At 71.0% G+C, this 15,979-nt stretch carries 14 protein-coding genes; 7 read left to right on the top strand and 7 right to left on the bottom strand.

Annotation, left to right across the window (positions count from 1 at the left end):
• The first annotated feature begins 30 nt into the window (after positions 1–30).
• Genes OHQ87_RS06545 through OHQ87_RS06535 form a run of 3 tightly spaced genes read left to right on the top strand, consistent with a single transcriptional unit; the run spans position 31 to position 3,292 of the window.
• Positions 31–1,353 (top strand): hypothetical protein, encoded by a 1,323-nt coding sequence (locus OHQ87_RS06545; RefSeq protein ID WP_328345877.1) that lies wholly within the window; start codon positions 31–33, stop codon positions 1,351–1,353.
• Complete coding sequence (locus OHQ87_RS06540) at positions 1,350–1,712, top strand: YciI family protein (protein WP_328345875.1); 363 nt, start codon at positions 1,350–1,352, stop codon at positions 1,710–1,712. The genes OHQ87_RS06545 and OHQ87_RS06540 overlap by 4 nt, the downstream gene beginning before the upstream one ends.
• A complete protein-coding gene (locus OHQ87_RS06535; RefSeq protein ID WP_328345873.1) occupies positions 1,712–3,292 on the top strand; it encodes a hypothetical protein in 1,581 nt (526 codons plus the stop codon). The genes OHQ87_RS06540 and OHQ87_RS06535 overlap by 1 nt, the downstream gene beginning before the upstream one ends.
• 37 nt (positions 3,293–3,329) lie before the next feature.
• Here the strand turns inward: OHQ87_RS06535 and OHQ87_RS06530 are convergent, their stop codons facing one another.
• From OHQ87_RS06530 to OHQ87_RS06505, 6 genes are all read right to left on the bottom strand, one after another.
• Positions 3,330–3,770 (bottom strand): cold-shock protein, encoded by a 441-nt coding sequence (locus OHQ87_RS06530; protein ID WP_328348769.1) that lies wholly within the window; start codon positions 3,768–3,770, stop codon positions 3,330–3,332.
• 260 nt (positions 3,771–4,030) lie between these two features.
• Entirely contained in the window at positions 4,031–4,942 is a 912-nt protein-coding gene (locus OHQ87_RS06525) for a transketolase family protein (RefSeq protein ID WP_328345871.1), read from the bottom strand.
• Positions 4,939–5,631, bottom strand: coding sequence for a thiamine pyrophosphate-dependent enzyme (locus OHQ87_RS06520; RefSeq protein ID WP_442930695.1), 693 nt, complete (start codon positions 5,629–5,631; stop codon positions 4,939–4,941). Before OHQ87_RS06520 ends, OHQ87_RS06525 begins: the two co-directional genes overlap by 4 nt.
• A 144-nt stretch (positions 5,632–5,775) precedes the next feature.
• Complete coding sequence (locus OHQ87_RS06515) at positions 5,776–6,600, bottom strand: SAM-dependent methyltransferase (protein ID WP_328348767.1); 825 nt, start codon at positions 6,598–6,600, stop codon at positions 5,776–5,778.
• A 31-nt stretch (positions 6,601–6,631) separates the two neighbouring features.
• Positions 6,632–7,783, bottom strand: a complete 1,152-nt coding sequence (locus OHQ87_RS06510; protein WP_328345869.1) for a helix-turn-helix transcriptional regulator — start codon at positions 7,781–7,783, stop codon at positions 6,632–6,634.
• Positions 7,784–8,434: 651 nt separating this feature from the next.
• Entirely contained in the window at positions 8,435–8,875 is a 441-nt protein-coding gene (locus OHQ87_RS06505; RefSeq protein WP_328345867.1) for a type II 3-dehydroquinate dehydratase, read from the bottom strand.
• A gap of 305 nt (positions 8,876–9,180) precedes the next feature.
• Here OHQ87_RS06505 and OHQ87_RS06500 point away from each other — a divergent pair, with 305 nt between their 5' ends.
• Together OHQ87_RS06500 and mhpA are read left to right on the top strand one after the other, a co-directional pair.
• Positions 9,181–9,951, top strand: a complete 771-nt coding sequence (locus OHQ87_RS06500; protein ID WP_328345865.1) for a thioesterase II family protein — start codon at positions 9,181–9,183, stop codon at positions 9,949–9,951.
• A 49-nt stretch (positions 9,952–10,000) separates the two neighbouring features.
• Positions 10,001–11,593 (top strand): bifunctional 3-(3-hydroxy-phenyl)propionate/3-hydroxycinnamic acid hydroxylase MhpA, encoded by a 1,593-nt coding sequence (gene mhpA / locus OHQ87_RS06495; RefSeq protein WP_328345863.1) that lies wholly within the window; start codon positions 10,001–10,003, stop codon positions 11,591–11,593.
• A 66-nt stretch (positions 11,594–11,659) separates the two neighbouring features.
• On the opposite strand, the gene OHQ87_RS06490 is transcribed toward mhpA, so the two are convergent.
• Positions 11,660–13,102: an NDP-hexose 2,3-dehydratase family protein gene (locus tag OHQ87_RS06490; RefSeq protein ID WP_442930694.1), complete on the bottom strand. Its 1,443-nt coding sequence runs from the start codon at positions 13,100–13,102 to the stop codon at positions 11,660–11,662.
• A gap of 382 nt (positions 13,103–13,484) precedes the next feature.
• Here OHQ87_RS06490 and OHQ87_RS06485 point away from each other — a divergent pair, with 382 nt between their 5' ends.
• Both OHQ87_RS06485 and OHQ87_RS06480 read left to right on the top strand, forming a co-directional pair.
• Complete coding sequence (locus OHQ87_RS06485) at positions 13,485–14,504, top strand: Gfo/Idh/MocA family protein (protein ID WP_328345861.1); 1,020 nt, start codon at positions 13,485–13,487, stop codon at positions 14,502–14,504.
• Positions 14,505–14,666: 162 nt separating this feature from the next.
• Positions 14,667–15,977: an aminotransferase family protein gene (locus tag OHQ87_RS06480; RefSeq protein WP_328345859.1), complete on the top strand. Its 1,311-nt coding sequence runs from the start codon at positions 14,667–14,669 to the stop codon at positions 15,975–15,977.
• Positions 15,978–15,979 lie beyond the last annotated feature (2 nt).

Below are 15,979 nucleotides of genomic sequence, written 5' to 3'. Positions count from 1 at the left end.
CCAGCGGCACACTCACGTGGAGGCACTATCGTGATCGGGATCATCGGTCCGGAGGACTCGATCCGGCTCGTCCGGGAGGTCGCGGCCGGGGAGGGCCGCGCGGAGGCGGTCACCACCCGCGCGTACACCCGCCCGGAGCAGGCCCCCGATCTGGCCCGGGAGCTGGACGAGGTGTGCCAGGTACTGCTGTTCACCGGGCGCATCCCATACGCCTTCGCCAACGCCACCGGGGAGCTGCGGGCCGAGATCGACTACGTCCCGCACGCCGGTATCGACCTCTACCGCACGCTGTCACGGATGCTGCTCGCCACCGGTGGACGACTGCCCCGGGTCAGCGTCGACACCATCGAAGCGGAGACCGTCCGGGAGACCTACCACGACATCGAGGTCGAGCCGCCCACCGAGATCCTGCCCATCGCCGACTCCTCCGGCCTGCTCTTCTCCGGCCTCGACGAGATCACCGCCTACCACCGGGAGCGGTACGCCTCCGGTGCGGTCGAGGCCTGCCTGACCTGCCTCGGCGCGGTACACCGGGACCTCGTCGACAGCGGGGTACCGGTGTGGCGTGTCGAACACACCCGGGCGTCGGTCCGCGACGCGCTGCGTCGCGCCTGGCTCGCCGCCGAGGTACGCCAGTCCCGGGCCACCCAGATCGCGGTGATGATGGTCGACCTGGGCGTCCCCACGCACCGGGTGCAGGACCCGTACCAGGCCGAACGGCAGCGGTTGCGGGTACGCGAGGCGCTGCTGGAACACGCCGAGCGGATGCGCGGTCGGCTGGCCACCATCGACGACCGGACGATGGTGATCACCACCACCCGGGGCACGGTGGAGAGCGCCCTGGCCCGGCACCGCGACGGACACGCCTCCCTGCTCACCCTGCGCGGCGTCGACGTCGAACACGCCGTCGGCTTCGGTGCCGGCACCACCATCGCCGCCGCCGAGGACAACGCCCGCAAGGCCCTGGCCCTCGGTCGGCACAGCGGCGACACTCACGTCGTCTTCCCCGACGGGGAGGTCCACTCCAGCCGGGAGATCGCCGTGCGTCCCCGGCTGCGCGAGACCGGCCCGGGCATGCTGCGCGTCTCCGAGCAGTTGCGGATCGGGCCGCTGTCCACCCGCCGGCTGCTGGAGGCCCTGCACCAGATGGACCCCGACCAGATCACCGCCCGGGGGCTCGCCGACGCGTACGGCGTGGAGGCCCGCTCGGCCCGCCGGCTGCTCAACGCGTTGCGGGCGGCCGGCTTCGCCGAGGAGGTCGGGGTGCACGTCAGCACCGGCGCCGGCCGCCCGCAGACCGTCTACCGGGTCGCGATGCAACGGCTGCTCGGCGCGATCGGGGCCGACGCGTGAGGCCCGCCGACCCTGGCCCGGCCCGCCCCACCGGCCCGGCCGGCGACCCCGGCGCGGACCTGCGCTTCACCCCGACCTATCTGGTCACCGCCACCTTCGCCGCCGACGCCGCCGCCCGGCGGGAACCGCACCGGGCCGCGCACCTGGCGCACATGCGTGCCCTGCTCGTCGACGGCACCGCCCTCGTCGTCGGGGCGCACGCCGACCTGCGCGCCTCGGTGCTGGTGCTGCGGGCCGCCGACGCGCCCGCCGCCCGCGCCCACCTCGAACAGGACCCCTACTGGCGACACGGGGTGTGGACCGCGCTCGACGTGGTCGACTACCTCGCCGCCACCGCACCGACCATCGGGAGGTCATGATGTCGTCGTTCCGCCAGATTTCCGGGGTACGGGTGCTCGGGGCCGCAGCCGCCCCGTTCGCCGCCGACCTGCTCCGCGAGGCGTGGGGCGAGGGCGGTCCCGACGCGGTGCCGGTCCGACTCGCCGCCGACCCGGCGCTACCCGAGGGCGGCCACCGCGTCGAGGTGCCGGAACAGGGCGAGATCCGGCTCACCGGCGACCCGTTCGCCGGCCTGGTCCACGCCGCCCGCGCCCTGGTCGCCGCCGCCACCCCCGCCGGGCTGCCGGTCGGCACCACCGCCAGCGCCCCCGGGCTGCCGCTGCGCACCCTGTGGACCTGGGACCACTCCACCAACTGGGACACCCGCCAGCTCGGACAGCAGGAGATCGGCGCGCTCAACCCGTACGCGAAGTCCGCCGACGCGTTCGGCGCCGACTACCGCCGGCTGGTCGACTTCTGCTCCCGCGAGCGGATCGGCGGCATCGTCGTGTACGGGCTGCTGCGCGACGCCCACGGTGGTGTCCAGGCGGCCCGCGACCTGTGCGAGTACGCCAACGCGCGCGGGGTGCGGATCATCGCCGGGGTGGGCATCAACGCCTACGGCGGGATCTACTTCGACGGCCGGCACCGCTACAACCTGGCCACCTGGCTGCGGCAGCGCCCCGACCTCGCCGCCGAACTACCGAAGAAGGTCGGCTTCGACATCGACGAGTTCGGTGACCTGCACTTCCCGGCCAGCGAGTACCTGATGGCCGCCTGCCCGTCCCAGCCGGACAACCTGGCCTGGCACCGCGACGCCGTCGACTGGCTGCTCGACACCCTGCCGGTGGGCGGGATCAACTTCGAGACCGGCGACTACGGCAGTTGCGCCTGCGCCAGGTGTGCCACGCGCACCGGGGGCGAGCGCACCTCCTGGTCGTACGAGGCGATGCGGTCGGTGTACCCGACGCTGCTGGAGACCGCCCGGCGGCCCGGCCCGGCCGGCGTGCCGCTGCGCCACCTCGTCGAGGTGTACTGGGACAACATCTTCGACCTCGACGCCCAGCGGCCCCTCGCCGACCTGCCCGACGACGTCGCCTACCAGTACTGCGTGAACCGGGCCTTCTGGTACGAGCAGCGGGACCGGTTGACCGCCGCGCACGTCGAGCGGCTCCCGCACACCACGAACGTGCTGCGCACCCACGCCGGTTCACAGTGGAACCGGCAGCGCCACTCCTGGGTGCCCGAGATGTACGCCGACATGGCGGCCCGGTCCGGGGCGGCCGGGCTGCGCGGGTTGACCATCTTCGCCGAGCCGTCCGCGTACCACCCGACCAACGAGATCAGCTACCTGGCGTACGCCCGGTTCTCCTGGAACCCGGAGCTGGCCTGGGCCGACTTCTGGCGGGACGAGGTCGCCCCCCGGTTCGGCGGTGCGGCCGAGGCGGAGGCGTTCCGCGACGGCGCGGCGCTGCTCGACGATCCGGCGGTGACCGCTACGGCGTTGACCGCCGTGTCTTCCGACGCCCTCGCCATGGTGGCGGCCACCGGCGGCGAGGTGCAGCGCCGCTGGCTGTGGCTCGCCGAGCGGACCTCGCGTCACGCCTACGCGGCCGGCTGACCCGGGTCCACCGCGGTGGACCCGGGTGGCGACGGGGTCAGTCCTCGATCCACCCGTGCGAGCGGGCGAGCTGCGAGAGGTGCTGCCGGATCTGGCTGATCTGGCCGCCGGTGAGCGTCGGCACCTGCTCGACGAGAAGATCGGTGATGGCGGCCCGGAAGGCGGCGGAGGTCAGCACGTCGCACTCGTCGTCGTCGCCCCGGTCGTCGGCCGACGACCGGGGCGAGGCGGTCGGGCCGTGGATCACCACCGGACGCGTCGGGGCCCCCGCCCCCGGGTTGAGCAGCCGGGCGTACAGCGCCTTGAGGCCGCGGTTGCCCTCCACCGACTCGAACTCCACGCGCATGCCCGGCGACACGGCCGGACGTTGGTCACCGAAGTCGTTCGCGTGGACGAAGACGTCCTCGCCACCGCCCTCGGGCCGGATGAAACCGTAACCCTTCACGTCGTCGAAGCTGAGAATCATGCCGACCGCCACCGCGACCACCACCCCACAGAACAGGAACCACCAGTACGAGACCACCGGAAGGGCAACGCCCTCGGCGCAGCCTCCATGGTAAAGGCCGTCGGACGCGGCCGTGACCCGGCGTGGCCACCGGCGCGGCGGACCGCCCGCTCCCGCGTCGACGTGGCGCGGGTCCGGGTCCGACGGGCGCGCACCCGTCGTCCGGGGCGGCGCGCCCGGCGGGGTGGGGACGCCGGTCCGACAGCCGGCGCCCACCCCTGCGCGGTACGGGCCTAACGGAGGAAGTCGCCGATCGACTCGGCCAGGCTCGCGGCGTCCAGACCGTGCAGCCGGTCGTGGTCCGCGGCCCTGCCGTAGGCACGCACCTCCTCGTCCCGCCGTATCCCGTGCGACCGCAGCCGGTGGGGCACGTCGCCGAGCGCCTCGGCCACCTCGTGCGCCGAGGTCCCCCGCAGGTACGGCTCGACCACCACCACGTTCGGCTGTGCGCCGGTCACCGCGGCGCGCAGGCCGGCGTGGTCGAACGGCCGGATCGTGGAGGCGTACAGCACCGTCACGTCCGCCGTGGACGTCGCGGCGAGCACGTCGTCGCACACCGGCCCGACGGCGACCACCACGCCGGCGCTGCCCTGCCGCAGCACGGTGAAGCCGTCCAGCACCGGGGCCGCCTCGGCGTTGGCCTTGTCGGACAGGCGCACGTAGACCCGCCCGTCGCCGGCCAGCGCGTCCCGGATCAACTTCTCCGCCTCGTCCTCGTGCCCCGGCACGTGCACGGTCCAGCCGGGCAGCGTGTCGAACAGGGCCACGTCGCCGGGGGCCTGGTGGGTCCGGCCCCGGGGCAGGTCGTCGTAGGAGCCGCCGATGCTGACCAGCACGGCACCGACGTCCTGGTGCCCGAGGTCGAGCTTGATCTGCTCGAAAGGACGCTCCACCAGGAACGGCGTGTAGGTGTGCGCCACCGGCCGGAAGCCGTTCAGCGCCAGGCCACCGGCCATCCCGATCATCGCCTGCTCGCGGATGCCCACGTTGATCACCCGGTCGGGGTAGGTGACCCGGGCCTCGTCGAACGACCAGGACGAGATGTCCGCGGTCAGCAGGACCACCTTGGGATCGGTCGCCAGCGACTCGATCACGGTGTCGACGAAGACGGACCGCATCAGCTTCCTGTCCACCTGGATGCTCATGCCGCGCTCCCTTCCCGGATCTCGCGGATCTCGGCGACCACTGCCTGCGGTCGTCCGTCGGGTTCCCGGGTCAGTGCCCGGTACAACTCGTCGTTGTCGCGTCCGTCCACGGTGGCCGCGTGCCAGCCCTCCACCTCGAAGCGCCGGGCGATGCCGTCCGGCCAGCCGAGGCTCGCCGACCGGTTGTCGATCACGATCGCGGTGATCCGGTCCAGCCCGAGACGACCGGCGATCGCGATCGCCTCGTGGTTGCTGCCCTCGTCGAACTCGCCGTCGCCCATCAGCACCACCACGCGGGCCCGCCGCCCCTCGGCACGCAGCGCGAGGGCGGTTCCCACCGCCAGCGGGAGCCCGTGACCGAGCGAGCCGCTGCTGATCTCCACGCCGGGCACCAGCGTGCGGTCCGGGTGGAGACCGAGTGGCGAACCGAGCTGCGCCCAGGTGTCAAGCGTCTCCGGGGCGATGAACCCCTTCGCGGCGAGCATCGCGTAGTGGGCCATCGGCCCGTGACCCTTGGAGAGGAAGAACCGGTCCCGGTCCGGGTCGTCGATGTTCGCCGGCGAGACGTTGAGCACCCGGTCGTAGAGCACCCAGATGGCATGCAGCGTCGACGCCGCCGCCCACCCGTGCTTCTCGTCACCGACCATCCTGCCGAACAGGCCGCGTAACGTCGTTTCTGTCGTCTGCATGCTCCCACCTGCCCCATCTCGGTTCCGAGGAAAGCGCAACGCTTTCCCCACTGCCTGGTCAATACGGTGTTCACCTGGGGTGGGGGCGAGCCGCCACCGGCGGGCCGGCGGCCGCACCCGCCACCACCAGCGGGTCGTGGTCGATCAGGCAGGCTTCCGGGCGGTCAGGAGGGAATATCCCAGCGACGGCTCCGCGCTGAACGCGTGGAACCGGGAGAGCGTGAGATCGAACTGCTCCGCCCCGATGTGCGGCAGGGCCTGTTCCCGCAGGGCACCGAACCGCTCCGCCGCCTTGCCCCAGGACGGCCGGGTGTGCTTGCTGACGTCCTCGGTGGGGCCGGGTTCGAGCCCGGCGGCGCGGATGAGGGAGAGGTAGTCGTCGAGGCTGACGACCGACAGGACACCCTTGCTGGCCTGGTTGACGCGGGCGGCACCCGCCTCGTACCCGTCGTCGCTCGGGAGCAGCATGAAGTCACCGATCGCCAACCGCCCCCCGGGCCGCAGTACCCGGGCCGCCTGCCGGAGGACATGAGCCCGATCCGGCATGTGGTGCAGCGACTCCAGGGCCCAGACGACGTCGAAGGACTCGTCCGGGAATGGGAGATCCATCGCGTCGGCCAACTGGAAGGACAACCGGTCGGCCAGCCCGGCGGAGACCGCACGGTCGTTCGCCCGCTCCACCTGCCGCCTACTGATGGAGACCCCGACAACCTCGATCTTGTGGGCCGCGGCCAGCCTCATGGCCGGCTCCCCGATACCACAACCGAGATCGAGCAGACGATCACCCGGCTCGATGGTCAGCAGACCGGCGAGCCTGTCGGTCAGCCGATTGGCGGCCTCGTCCACCGACACGTCTTCGGACGCGTCCTTCCAGTAACCATGGTGCAGATTCTCGCCCCAGAGCTGGTCGAGCAGATCCGCAAATGCGTCATAGCCATGGCCAATCTCATCCGGCGTCGGCTTCTTCACCAGTTCCCCTCGACCATCTTTTTCCCCAATTCTACGATCCATGCCGCCATTGAATTGTCTTCCAGCTGGCCGCCAACTCGACACGCGAGCTGAGGCTCATCTTCTGGTAAACCTTCTTGAGATGGAAGGCCACGGTGTGTCGAGAGATGAACAGCTGCCGGCCGACCTCGTTGTTGGTGTGACCCTGACTCACGAGTTCCGCGACCGCGAATTCGGTGTTGGTGAGCCCGTGCGGCAGTTGCCCCTCGCACTCGACCGTCCGGATCACACCGCGTCGCACGCCGTATTCGCGGAGCTTGTTGGCGACCCGGGAGGCATCACGGGCGGCACCGACCGCGGTGTAGGCGACCAACGCCGACTCGAAGATACGAATTGTGTTGTTCCGTTCCGACCGCCGCTTGGCCAACAAGCCGGCCAGGTCCTCCCGGGCGGAGGCGCCGCACCACCGGTCGGGATAGAGGTTCGCGGCCTCGAGCAGCTTGCCGGAGTCCTCCTCCAGCAGGCCGGCGGCGTGCAACGCCGCCGCGCGGATGACGCTGAACCCCGGATGCGCGGCGGCCGCGGCGGAGGCCGCCGCGGCCGCGGCTTCCGCGAGGTCGTCGGCGCCCAACGTCCGGGACGCGCGCACCAGCCAGGACGCCGCCGCCGGCTCGGACACGAGAAGCTGCCGAAGGACGAGGTGACTGGAGACGATCCCGGCGATGAGTCCCGCCGCCCGCTCCACCCCGCCCCGGGCCTCTGCCGCCTGGGCGGTCACCCACGCCCCCGCCGCCTGACCGAAGTAACCCAGCAGGGCCTCACCGGTCAGCTTGTCCACATAGGTGAGACAGGTCCTCATGTCCGCCCGGCGGAGCGCGGCGAGTGCCAGTACGACATAGCCGGTGGGCAGCAGGGACCGGGCCTCGCAGCGCTCCGCGACCTGCAGCCCCGCGGTCACCTCGGCGAGACCGTCGTCGACACACCCCATGGCGAACAGCAGCTCGCCCCGGATGATGAGCGACGTCGCGGCGACGAGTTGCGAGTCCGACTCCTCCCGGTGCCGCTCCAGGGAGTCCATCAGCCGCCAGCCGACCTCGAGATCCCTGGCCTTCGTCAGCAACGCGACTCGCCAATAGGGAGTCAGCTCGCAGAATTCGTGGCCCTCTTCACACTTCACTCCGACGGCCTCGGTGGCATAGTGCAAGCCCGCGTCGAGGCGACCCCCGTACCACCACAAGGCGGAACGGCGAAAGAGCCGGGCGGTCGCACACGAATGGGATCCGGGCTCGTCCCCGCACCCTACGAAGGGGTTCTGGGGGAATGGCACCTGCGATGCATAGCGGTTGCGGTCACCGGGAATCTCCACGCCGGCAGGCGCCGGCGTCAGCAAAGACGACAAGGATCCTCCCCAGTGGTTCCTGTTTTCCGGACAGTTGCCCTCTTGACAATTACCACGGGCGGCTGACCCGTGACCGACAGTACTACCGCCGACGCGCTGCGTCCAGGGTGGATTGCGAAGTCACCGCCGCCGGACGTTTCCTCTGGTTACCAAGTAGGACACTGATCAAAATTCCCGGAGTGTGGACAGAAAGACTGCCTGCATATAGGCTGATGTCGATCAGATGTTACCCCCTGGTAACGTTGTGCGCACGTCGGAATGAAGACAAAACCGGGCGCGGCCCGCGCGGCGACACCGGCCACCAAGATCCGAAATCGTAACCGGGAGTCACGCGCGAATAAAATGCCCGAATAGTCACCCCATCGGCCTGCGCCTGAGGCCGGGGACATCATTTCGAGGTCCGCCGTGGCGTGGCAGGGGAATCACGTAATTCGTGAAGAACACTCGAATCCTGAGTCAGGCCGGCGTGCAGAGGTGCAACAACGCCTGGGCGGCGAGGCGATACCCGTAGGCACCCAGCCCCACCACCACCCCACTCGCCAACGGGGCGATCACCGACTCGTGCCGGAACTGCTCGCGCGCCCACACGTTGCTGAGATGCACCTCGATCCACGGTGGCGCGTAGCTGGCCAGGGCGTCCCGCAGACTCCAGCCGGCGATCATCAACGCTCCGGGGTTGACGATGGCGCCGACCGTGGTGTCCCGGTGCTCGTGGATCGCGCCGACCAGCTCGCCCTCCCCGTCACGCTGCACCGAGACGACCTCCCAGCCACGGGAACCCACCTCTTCGGCGACCGCCCGTTCGACGTCGGCAAGGGTGTCGGTGCCGTAGATCTCCGGCTCGCGGTGGCCCAGCGCACCCAGGTTGGGACCGTTGAGGAGAAGCATCACACTCAAGGAACACCTCTCAGTTCAGGGCGGTCCGCTCGACCTGCCACCGACAACGACCTGCGTGGTTCTTCCACGCTAGGACAGACCCGATCGGTGGGCATCCCCAGACCTGATAGCACCGTCGACGACACCGCACTGTCAGATCTGGGGATGCCCACCGCCCCACGCCGGTCCTACCCTCCGAAGGGCCGTGCCGGTCGCCGGCTCGACCGAAGGCACCGAGGAGGACACGAGCCGGGGGGCTGATCGACACCCACCGGGCGGGCTGCCCCCACCAACAGTGGTCGCGACCTGTGGAAAGGAACACGGCTGTGCCTCAGTCTGCGGAGCACGTCGAGAAGTGGGTGCGCCGGTTCCACCCGGCACCGGAGGGCGCGCCCCGGCTGGTGTGCCTGCCCCACGCCGGCGGCTCGGCAAGCTTCTTCCACCCGGTGTCCAGGGCGCTCTCCTCCACGGTGGAGGTCCTGGCGATCCAGTACCCGGGCCGCCAGGACCGTCGTCACGAGGCCGCCGTCGACAACGTCCCGGATCTGGCGGACCGGATCCTCGACGCGCTACAGCCCCTGGACGACCGCCCCCTGGCACTGTTCGGGCACAGCATGGGCGCGGTACTCGGCTACGAGGTGGCGTTGCGGATGCCCGACGCCGGCATGCCGCCCCCGGTTCACCTGTTCGCCTCCGGGCGACGGGCCCCGTCCCGTTACCGGGACGAAGGGGTGCGCCACCTGCCGGATGCCCGGATCGTGTCCGAGCTGCGGAACCTGAGCGGCACCGAACCGACCATGCTGGCCGACCCGGAGGTGCTGGAGATGATCCTGCCGGCCGTCCGCAGCGACTACCACGCCATCGAGACGTACCGGCACGACCCCGGCCGGAGGCTCGACTGCCCGGTCACAGTCCTCACCGGGGACAGCGACCCCCGGGTGTCCCTCGACGAGGCGCGCGCCTGGGGTGAGCACACCACCGGGCCGATGGAACTCCGGATCTTCCCGGGGGGCCACTTCTTCCTGGTCGACCGGAACGCGGACGTGCTGGCGGTGCTGCGGCGGGAGCTGGTCGGCAGCAGACCCGCCGTGGCGTGACGAGTCCCCTTCCGATCCCCTTCGTGCAGCGCCGACCTGTGGAGTTTCCATGACCGTCGTGGACGTCGTCATCGTGGGCAACGGGCCGATCGGTGCCACCCTGTCGGTGCTGCTCGCCCGGCGCGGCTGGCGGGTGACCGTGCTGGAACGCCGTCCCCGGCCGTACCGGCTTCCCCGGGCGACCAGTTTCGACGGTGAGACCGCCCGCCTACTGGCCAGCACCGGAATAGGTCCGGACCTCGGTCGGATCACGGAACCGGCAAGCGGCTACCAGTGGCGTACCGCCGCCGGTGAGACCCTGCTGGACATCGTGTTCAGCACCTCCGGCCCGTACGGCTGGCCGGACGCGAACACGATGCACCAGCCGGCGCTCGAGGAACTCGTCGCCGCCCGGGTGACGTCGCTTCCCGCGGTCACCGTGCTCCGTGGCCACGAGGTGGTGGGCATCACCGACCGCGACCAGCTGGTCGACGTACGCGTCACCGACGACGACGGTGCGACCCGGGTGCTCTCCGCCCGCTGGGTGGTGGGATGCGACGGCGCCAACAGTTTCGTCCGCCACCACCTCGACGTCGCCGTCACGGACCTCGGGTTCTCCTACGAGTGGCTGCTCTGTGACGTCGAGCTCCGCGAACCGCGCGAGTTCGTCCCCACCAACGTGCAGTTCTGTGATCCGGCCCGACCGACCACCCAGGTGGGCAGCGGCCCCGGGCGGCGACGCTGGGAGTTCATGCGGCTGCCCGGCGAGAGCACAGCCGAGCTCAACCGGGACGAGACGGCCTGGCGTCTGCTGAGGCCGTACGGCGTCACCCCCGACAACGCCACCCTGCTGCGCAGCACCACGTACATCTTCCAGGCCAGGTGGGCCGAGCAGTGGCGGGTGGGGCACGTCCTGCTGGCCGGCGACGCCGCCCACCTCATGCCGCCCTTCGCCGGGCAGGGCATGTGTTCCGGTATCCGGGACGTGGTCAACCTGGCCTGGAAGCTCGACCTCGTCCTCCGCGGGACGGTGGCCGAGTCCCTGCTGGACAGCTACACCGAGGAGCGGCGTACGCAGGTCCGGGACGCGATCCTGGCATCGGTCCAGCTGGGCCGGGTGATCTGCGTGACCGATCCGGCCGCCGCCGCCGAGCGGGACGCCACCGTGCTGGCGAACCGGCGCGGACGCCCGGCGGGCCGCCCGGAGCCGGCGAAGCCGCTCTCGACCGGGCTGCTGCACCGACGGCCCGGAGCCGACGCGGCCGAGCCACCGGCGGGTGCGGTAGTGCCGCAGGGGCGGGTGACGCGCAACGACACCACCGGGCTGTTCGACGATGTCGTCGGCCGGGGTTTCGTCCTGCTGGCCACCGGGGATCCCCGCACCGCACTCGACGGGGACCGACTGGCCTTCCTCGCCGAACTCGACACCCACCTGGTCCGGCTGCTGGCCCCCGGGGACGCGCCGGGGGACGGGGTGGTGGACGTGGACGAGGTCTACCGCCCGTACCTGGCCCGGTTCGCGGTGTCGTACCTGCTGGTCCGTCCCGATCACCACGTCTTCGGTGCGGCGAACGACCCCGGTGGCCTCAGGGACCTGGTGGACGACCTGCGTGACCAGCTACACGTGACCGCGCCCGCCGGTGCGCCGATGCGGACCGGCTGACGCGGCAGCAGCCGGGCAGGACCGGCCGGGCGGCGGGCGACCCGTCGGCCGGCCCTGCCGGGTTTCTCAGAGCCGTTGCGCCAGACACCGCATGCTCGCCATCAGGCTGCGGAGCTCCACCGTCAGGTAGTTGCTGTGCGGCAGCAGCGACGTGAGCTGGTACAGCGTGACCCACAGGTACCGGTCGTCGGGCTCGGGGAAGTCGGGCTCGACCTCGATCACCAGGTAACGGTTCTGCGCGTGGTGGAAGCGGCCGCCCTCCTCGGAGTGCAGGACGTCCAGCCGGACGCGGGAGGCGGTGGCCGTGAGCGCGTAGTCGAGGTAGCGGGGACGGTGTTCCGCCGGCACGTCCACGTAGTTGCCCGGTTGGCAGTGCACGGTGGCGGTCAGCTCGGCGACGTTGAGCATGCCCGCGTCACTACGCGCCTGTACCAGCGCGTGCAGCGTCCCGCCGATCCGCTTGACCAGCAGCGCGAGCAGACCGGCCTGTCTGGGTGCCACAAGTGGCTGGGTCCACGCGGCGACCTCGCGACTGCTCGCCTGCACGGCCACCGCGATCACGTCGAAGTACTTGCCGTCGCGGTGGTCGATGACGTCGGTGCCGAGCCGCCAGCCGTCCTCGGTGACCTGCCGAAGTGGCACCCGACGCTGCACCATCTCCTGCCGGGACCGCATCTCGGTCAGCCAGCTGAGTATCGTCCCGGTGTCGTGCGCGGCGCTACCGTGACCGGCCAGCGACCGCAGGACCGCGCGGGTGAACGGGTCGTCGCCGGCGTCCTGGACGTCCGGTCCGGTCAGCGCCGGCGGGATGCACGCCAGGACGGTCCTGGAGTCCATGTTCACCATGTGGTCCAGGAGCAGCAGGCGACGGATCTGACCGAGCGTGAGCCAACAGAAGTCCTCGTCGAGTGGCACCTCCTCCTCGGTCTCGACGACGATGTTGCGGTTGCGCTTGTGCAGGAACCAGGACCCCTGCTCGGACTGCAAACCGTCGAACAGCACCCTGCCGCGGGAGCCGGGTCGGAAGTACTCCAGGTACTTCGTGTCGGCGCCGCCGTGGACCCTCATGTAGTTGCTGCGGGTGGCCTGCACGGTCGGCGAGAGCTGGAGGCCGTTGATGTTGCCCGGCTCCATCTTGGCCTGCATGAGGCAGTGCAGGACACCGTCGATCCGTTTCACCAGGATGCCGAGCACCCCGATCTCCGGCTGCACGATGATCGGCTGGGCCCACTCGCCCGCCCACGGCCGGTCGGTCCGGACCCGCAGGCCCTCGATGGAGAAGAACCGTCCGCTGGCGTGCACGAGGTTGCCGGTGTCCGGGTCGAAGTCCCACCCGGACAGGTCCGCGAACGGAATCCGGTCCACCCGGAAGCTGTTCGCCCTGGTGCGTGCGCTGAACCACGAATGGAAGTCCGCCATGGACATCACCGCGTCGTCGGCCGGGGCCGTGACCCGACCGACCCGTTCCGCTTCCAGGACGGCGTGCCTCGCGCCAGAGCTGTCAATCACAGGATCCCCCTGATGTCGTGCCTGCTCGCCGGGCCAGCCGCCCCGCAACCGGCAACTGGTGGTGAGGTCCCACCCCACGACGGTCCGGGCGCTGGGGCCTCTCCTCGGGTCCGGGGCGCAGCAGGCCGACTTCCGCCCTGGTGTGCGTGCGTGCCTGTGCTCGACGCTAGGACAAGGGTGATCGGCCGGGCATCCCTCGGTCTGATGGCGCCGCCGTCCCGCCGTCCGTCGGCTATCAGATCAGGGGATGCCCACCGTGCCCCGGCGGTCCTACTGTCCGAAAGGGCCTTGCCGGGAGGGTCGACCGGGCCGGCCGGGCCGGCAGGTCCACGTCTCACCGCGATCGTTGCCGACCTGCCGCAACACCCGGGAAGGAGAGCTGGTGACGCCCGTACGGATCGGGATCATGGGGTGCGCGAGCATCGCCCGTCGCCGGGTGCTGCCTGCCATGGCCGCTTCTCCCGGCATCGAGATCGCGGCGATCGCCAGCCGGGACCTGGACACGGCAGCGGAGACGGCCCGGCCCTACGGCTGCCGGGCGGTCCGGGGTTACCAGGCGCTGCTGGACCTCGACGAGGTCGAGGCCGTCTACATCCCGTTGCCCAACGCCCTGCACGCCCCCTGGATCGAGAACGCCCTGCACGCCGGCAGACACGTGCTCGCCGAGAAGCCGATGACCACGACCGCGGCCCGGACGGGTGAACTGCTGGCCACCGCGCGCTCCCGCGGCCTGGTGCTGGTGGAGAACATGATGTTCCTCCACCACAGCCAGCACGCGGCGGTCCGACGTCAGGTCGCCGACGGTGCGATCGGCTCGCTGCGTTCCTTCCACGCCTCCTTCGGGGTACCGAGGCGTCCGGCTGACGACGTGCGTCACCGCGTCGAGCTCGGTGGTGGCGCACTGCTGGACACCGCGGTCTATCCGGTGCGCGCGGCGATGTCCTTCCTGGGCGGTGACAAACTCGACGTGCTCTCGGCGGTACTGACCTCCCGGCACGGCGCCCACGTCGACTCCTGCGGACAGGCCCTGCTGTGTACCGACGACGGGGTGGGAGCGCAGTTGACCTTCGGTCTCGACCACTCCTACCGGTCCGAGTACCAGCTCTGGGGCAGCGAGGGCCGGATCGTCGTCGAGCATGCCTACAGCCCACCCGCGGACCACGTCCCGGTGGTGCGCCTGGAGCGGCACGCGGGCGTGCAGGAGCTCCGGCTGACGCCCGACGACCAGGTGGCGAACGCGGTGAACGCGTTCGCCACCGCGGTCCGGTCCGGGCACCTCCGCGACGACGACAACGCGCTACGGCAGGCGGTCCTCGTCGACGACATCCGCATCAGGGCGAGGGACTGTGTCGACCGCACCGCCGCCCGGGTCGCCACCGGTCGGCGGGAGGGGTCGTCGTGAGCCGCAGGTGACCGCGGCCGATCGGGACAGTGCCGGCGCTGCCCCCCGGTCGGACCATACCGAAACAACTCGATCCCGATCGCGGGCCGGCCCGCGCCGACCGGCAGGAGTACCGCATGCAGCTGTTCAGTGTCCGTGACAGGGTGGTCGGGGGGCGGGACCATGGGTGACCCGGCGAGCGCCTCACAGTTGCTGGCCGCCCGGCTGCAGATTCCCCCCATCCCGTACAGCCACGCCGCCGGTTCCTGGATCTTCGCCTCGACCGGGCAGCGTTATCTCGACGCGTCGAGTGGGATCATCAACGTGAACATCGGCCATGCCCACCCCACCGTGGTCGAGGCGTTGCGGGACCAGGTCGGAATCTGCACGTACGCCAGTCCTGGCTCGCTGCTGGCCAGCGGCATGGAGCAGTTGGCCGCCGCCACGGCGAGGGCCGTGCACCGGCCGGACGACCGCGTCATGTTCACCCCCACCGGCACCCATGCCGTGGAGGCCGCCATCGCCCTGGCCAGGTTGGTCCAGCGGTCACGGGGTGAGAAGAACCGGCACCGGGTGCTGACGGCGTCGCTCGGTTACCACGGCAACAGCGCGTTCGTGCTCGCGTTGTCCGGTCACCGCTCCCGGCGGCCACACGAGGACGACAGTTTCGGCATCGGACCGGCCTTCGATCCCCCCTACCCCGGTCAGCATCTCGACTGCCCGTACCCCACCTGCCGGGTGGAGTGCGCGCAGGCCGTCCGGGACGCCATCGTCGACGCCGGCCCGGACAGCGTCGCCGCGGTGCTGATGGAACCCGTCAACGGCACGACCGGAGGCGGCTACACCCCGCCGCCCGGATATCTGCGGGCGGTCCGCGAGATCTGCGACGAGTACGGGGTCCTCCTCATCCACGACGAGGTGCTCACCGGGTTGGGTCGTACCGGGCTCCCGCTGGCCTCGCACCACGCATCGGAGGTACGTGCGGACATCGTCACGCTGTCGAAGGGGCTCGGGGCGGGATACGTCCCGCTGGCCGCCACGATGATCGCACTGGACCTGGCCGAGGACATCCTGTCCAGCGGGGCGTGGCTGCCGCTGATGGGGACCATGTCGGCGACCCCGCTACAGGCACGGGCCGGGTTGGCCGTGCTGTCGGTGCTCGACGAGCTCGGCGCCCTCGACCGCGAACAGGTACGCGGTGCGGCGGTCACCCAGGTGGTGGCCGAGGTGACCCGGGATCTGCCCGTGGTGACGGACGTCCGGGGCGTCGGCTACTTCCACGGCATCGAACTGGCCCCGGGCACCGTCGGCGAGGCTCTCCGGATCACCAGGAGCAACGGTCTGCTGCTCTATCCGTTCGTCGGGTACCGCCGGGGCGGCGGCGGTGAGGGCCTGCTGGTGGCACCGCCGCTGAACGCCACGGACGCCGACCTGGACTACCTCGGCCAGGCGCTGCGGGCGTCGCTGGTCCGACTCGCCGAGGGCGTGGGCTGACC

The sequence above is a fragment of the Micromonospora sp. NBC_00421 genome (genome assembly GCF_036017915.1).
Taxonomy (GTDB): Bacteria; Actinomycetota; Actinomycetes; order Mycobacteriales; family Micromonosporaceae; genus Micromonospora.
This window is presented reverse-complemented; position numbering and strand designations above follow the sequence as displayed.

Excerpts from the sequence above, each read along its gene's own strand:
- OHQ87_RS06535 (WP_328345873.1), top strand. The coding sequence starts at position 1,712 with ATGTCGTCGTTCCGCCAGATTTCCGGGGTACGGGTGCTCGGGGCCGCA.
- OHQ87_RS06525 (WP_328345871.1), bottom strand. The coding sequence starts at position 4,942 with ATGAGCATCCAGGTGGACAGGAAGCTGATGCGGTCCGTCTTCGTCGAC.
- OHQ87_RS06520 (WP_442930695.1), bottom strand. The coding sequence starts at position 5,631 with ATGCAGACGACAGAAACGACGTTACGCGGCCTGTTCGGCAGGATGGTC.
- mhpA (WP_328345863.1), top strand. The coding sequence starts at position 10,001 with ATGACCGTCGTGGACGTCGTCATCGTGGGCAACGGGCCGATCGGTGCC.
- OHQ87_RS06480 (WP_328345859.1), top strand. The coding sequence starts at position 14,667 with ATGGGTGACCCGGCGAGCGCCTCACAGTTGCTGGCCGCCCGGCTGCAG.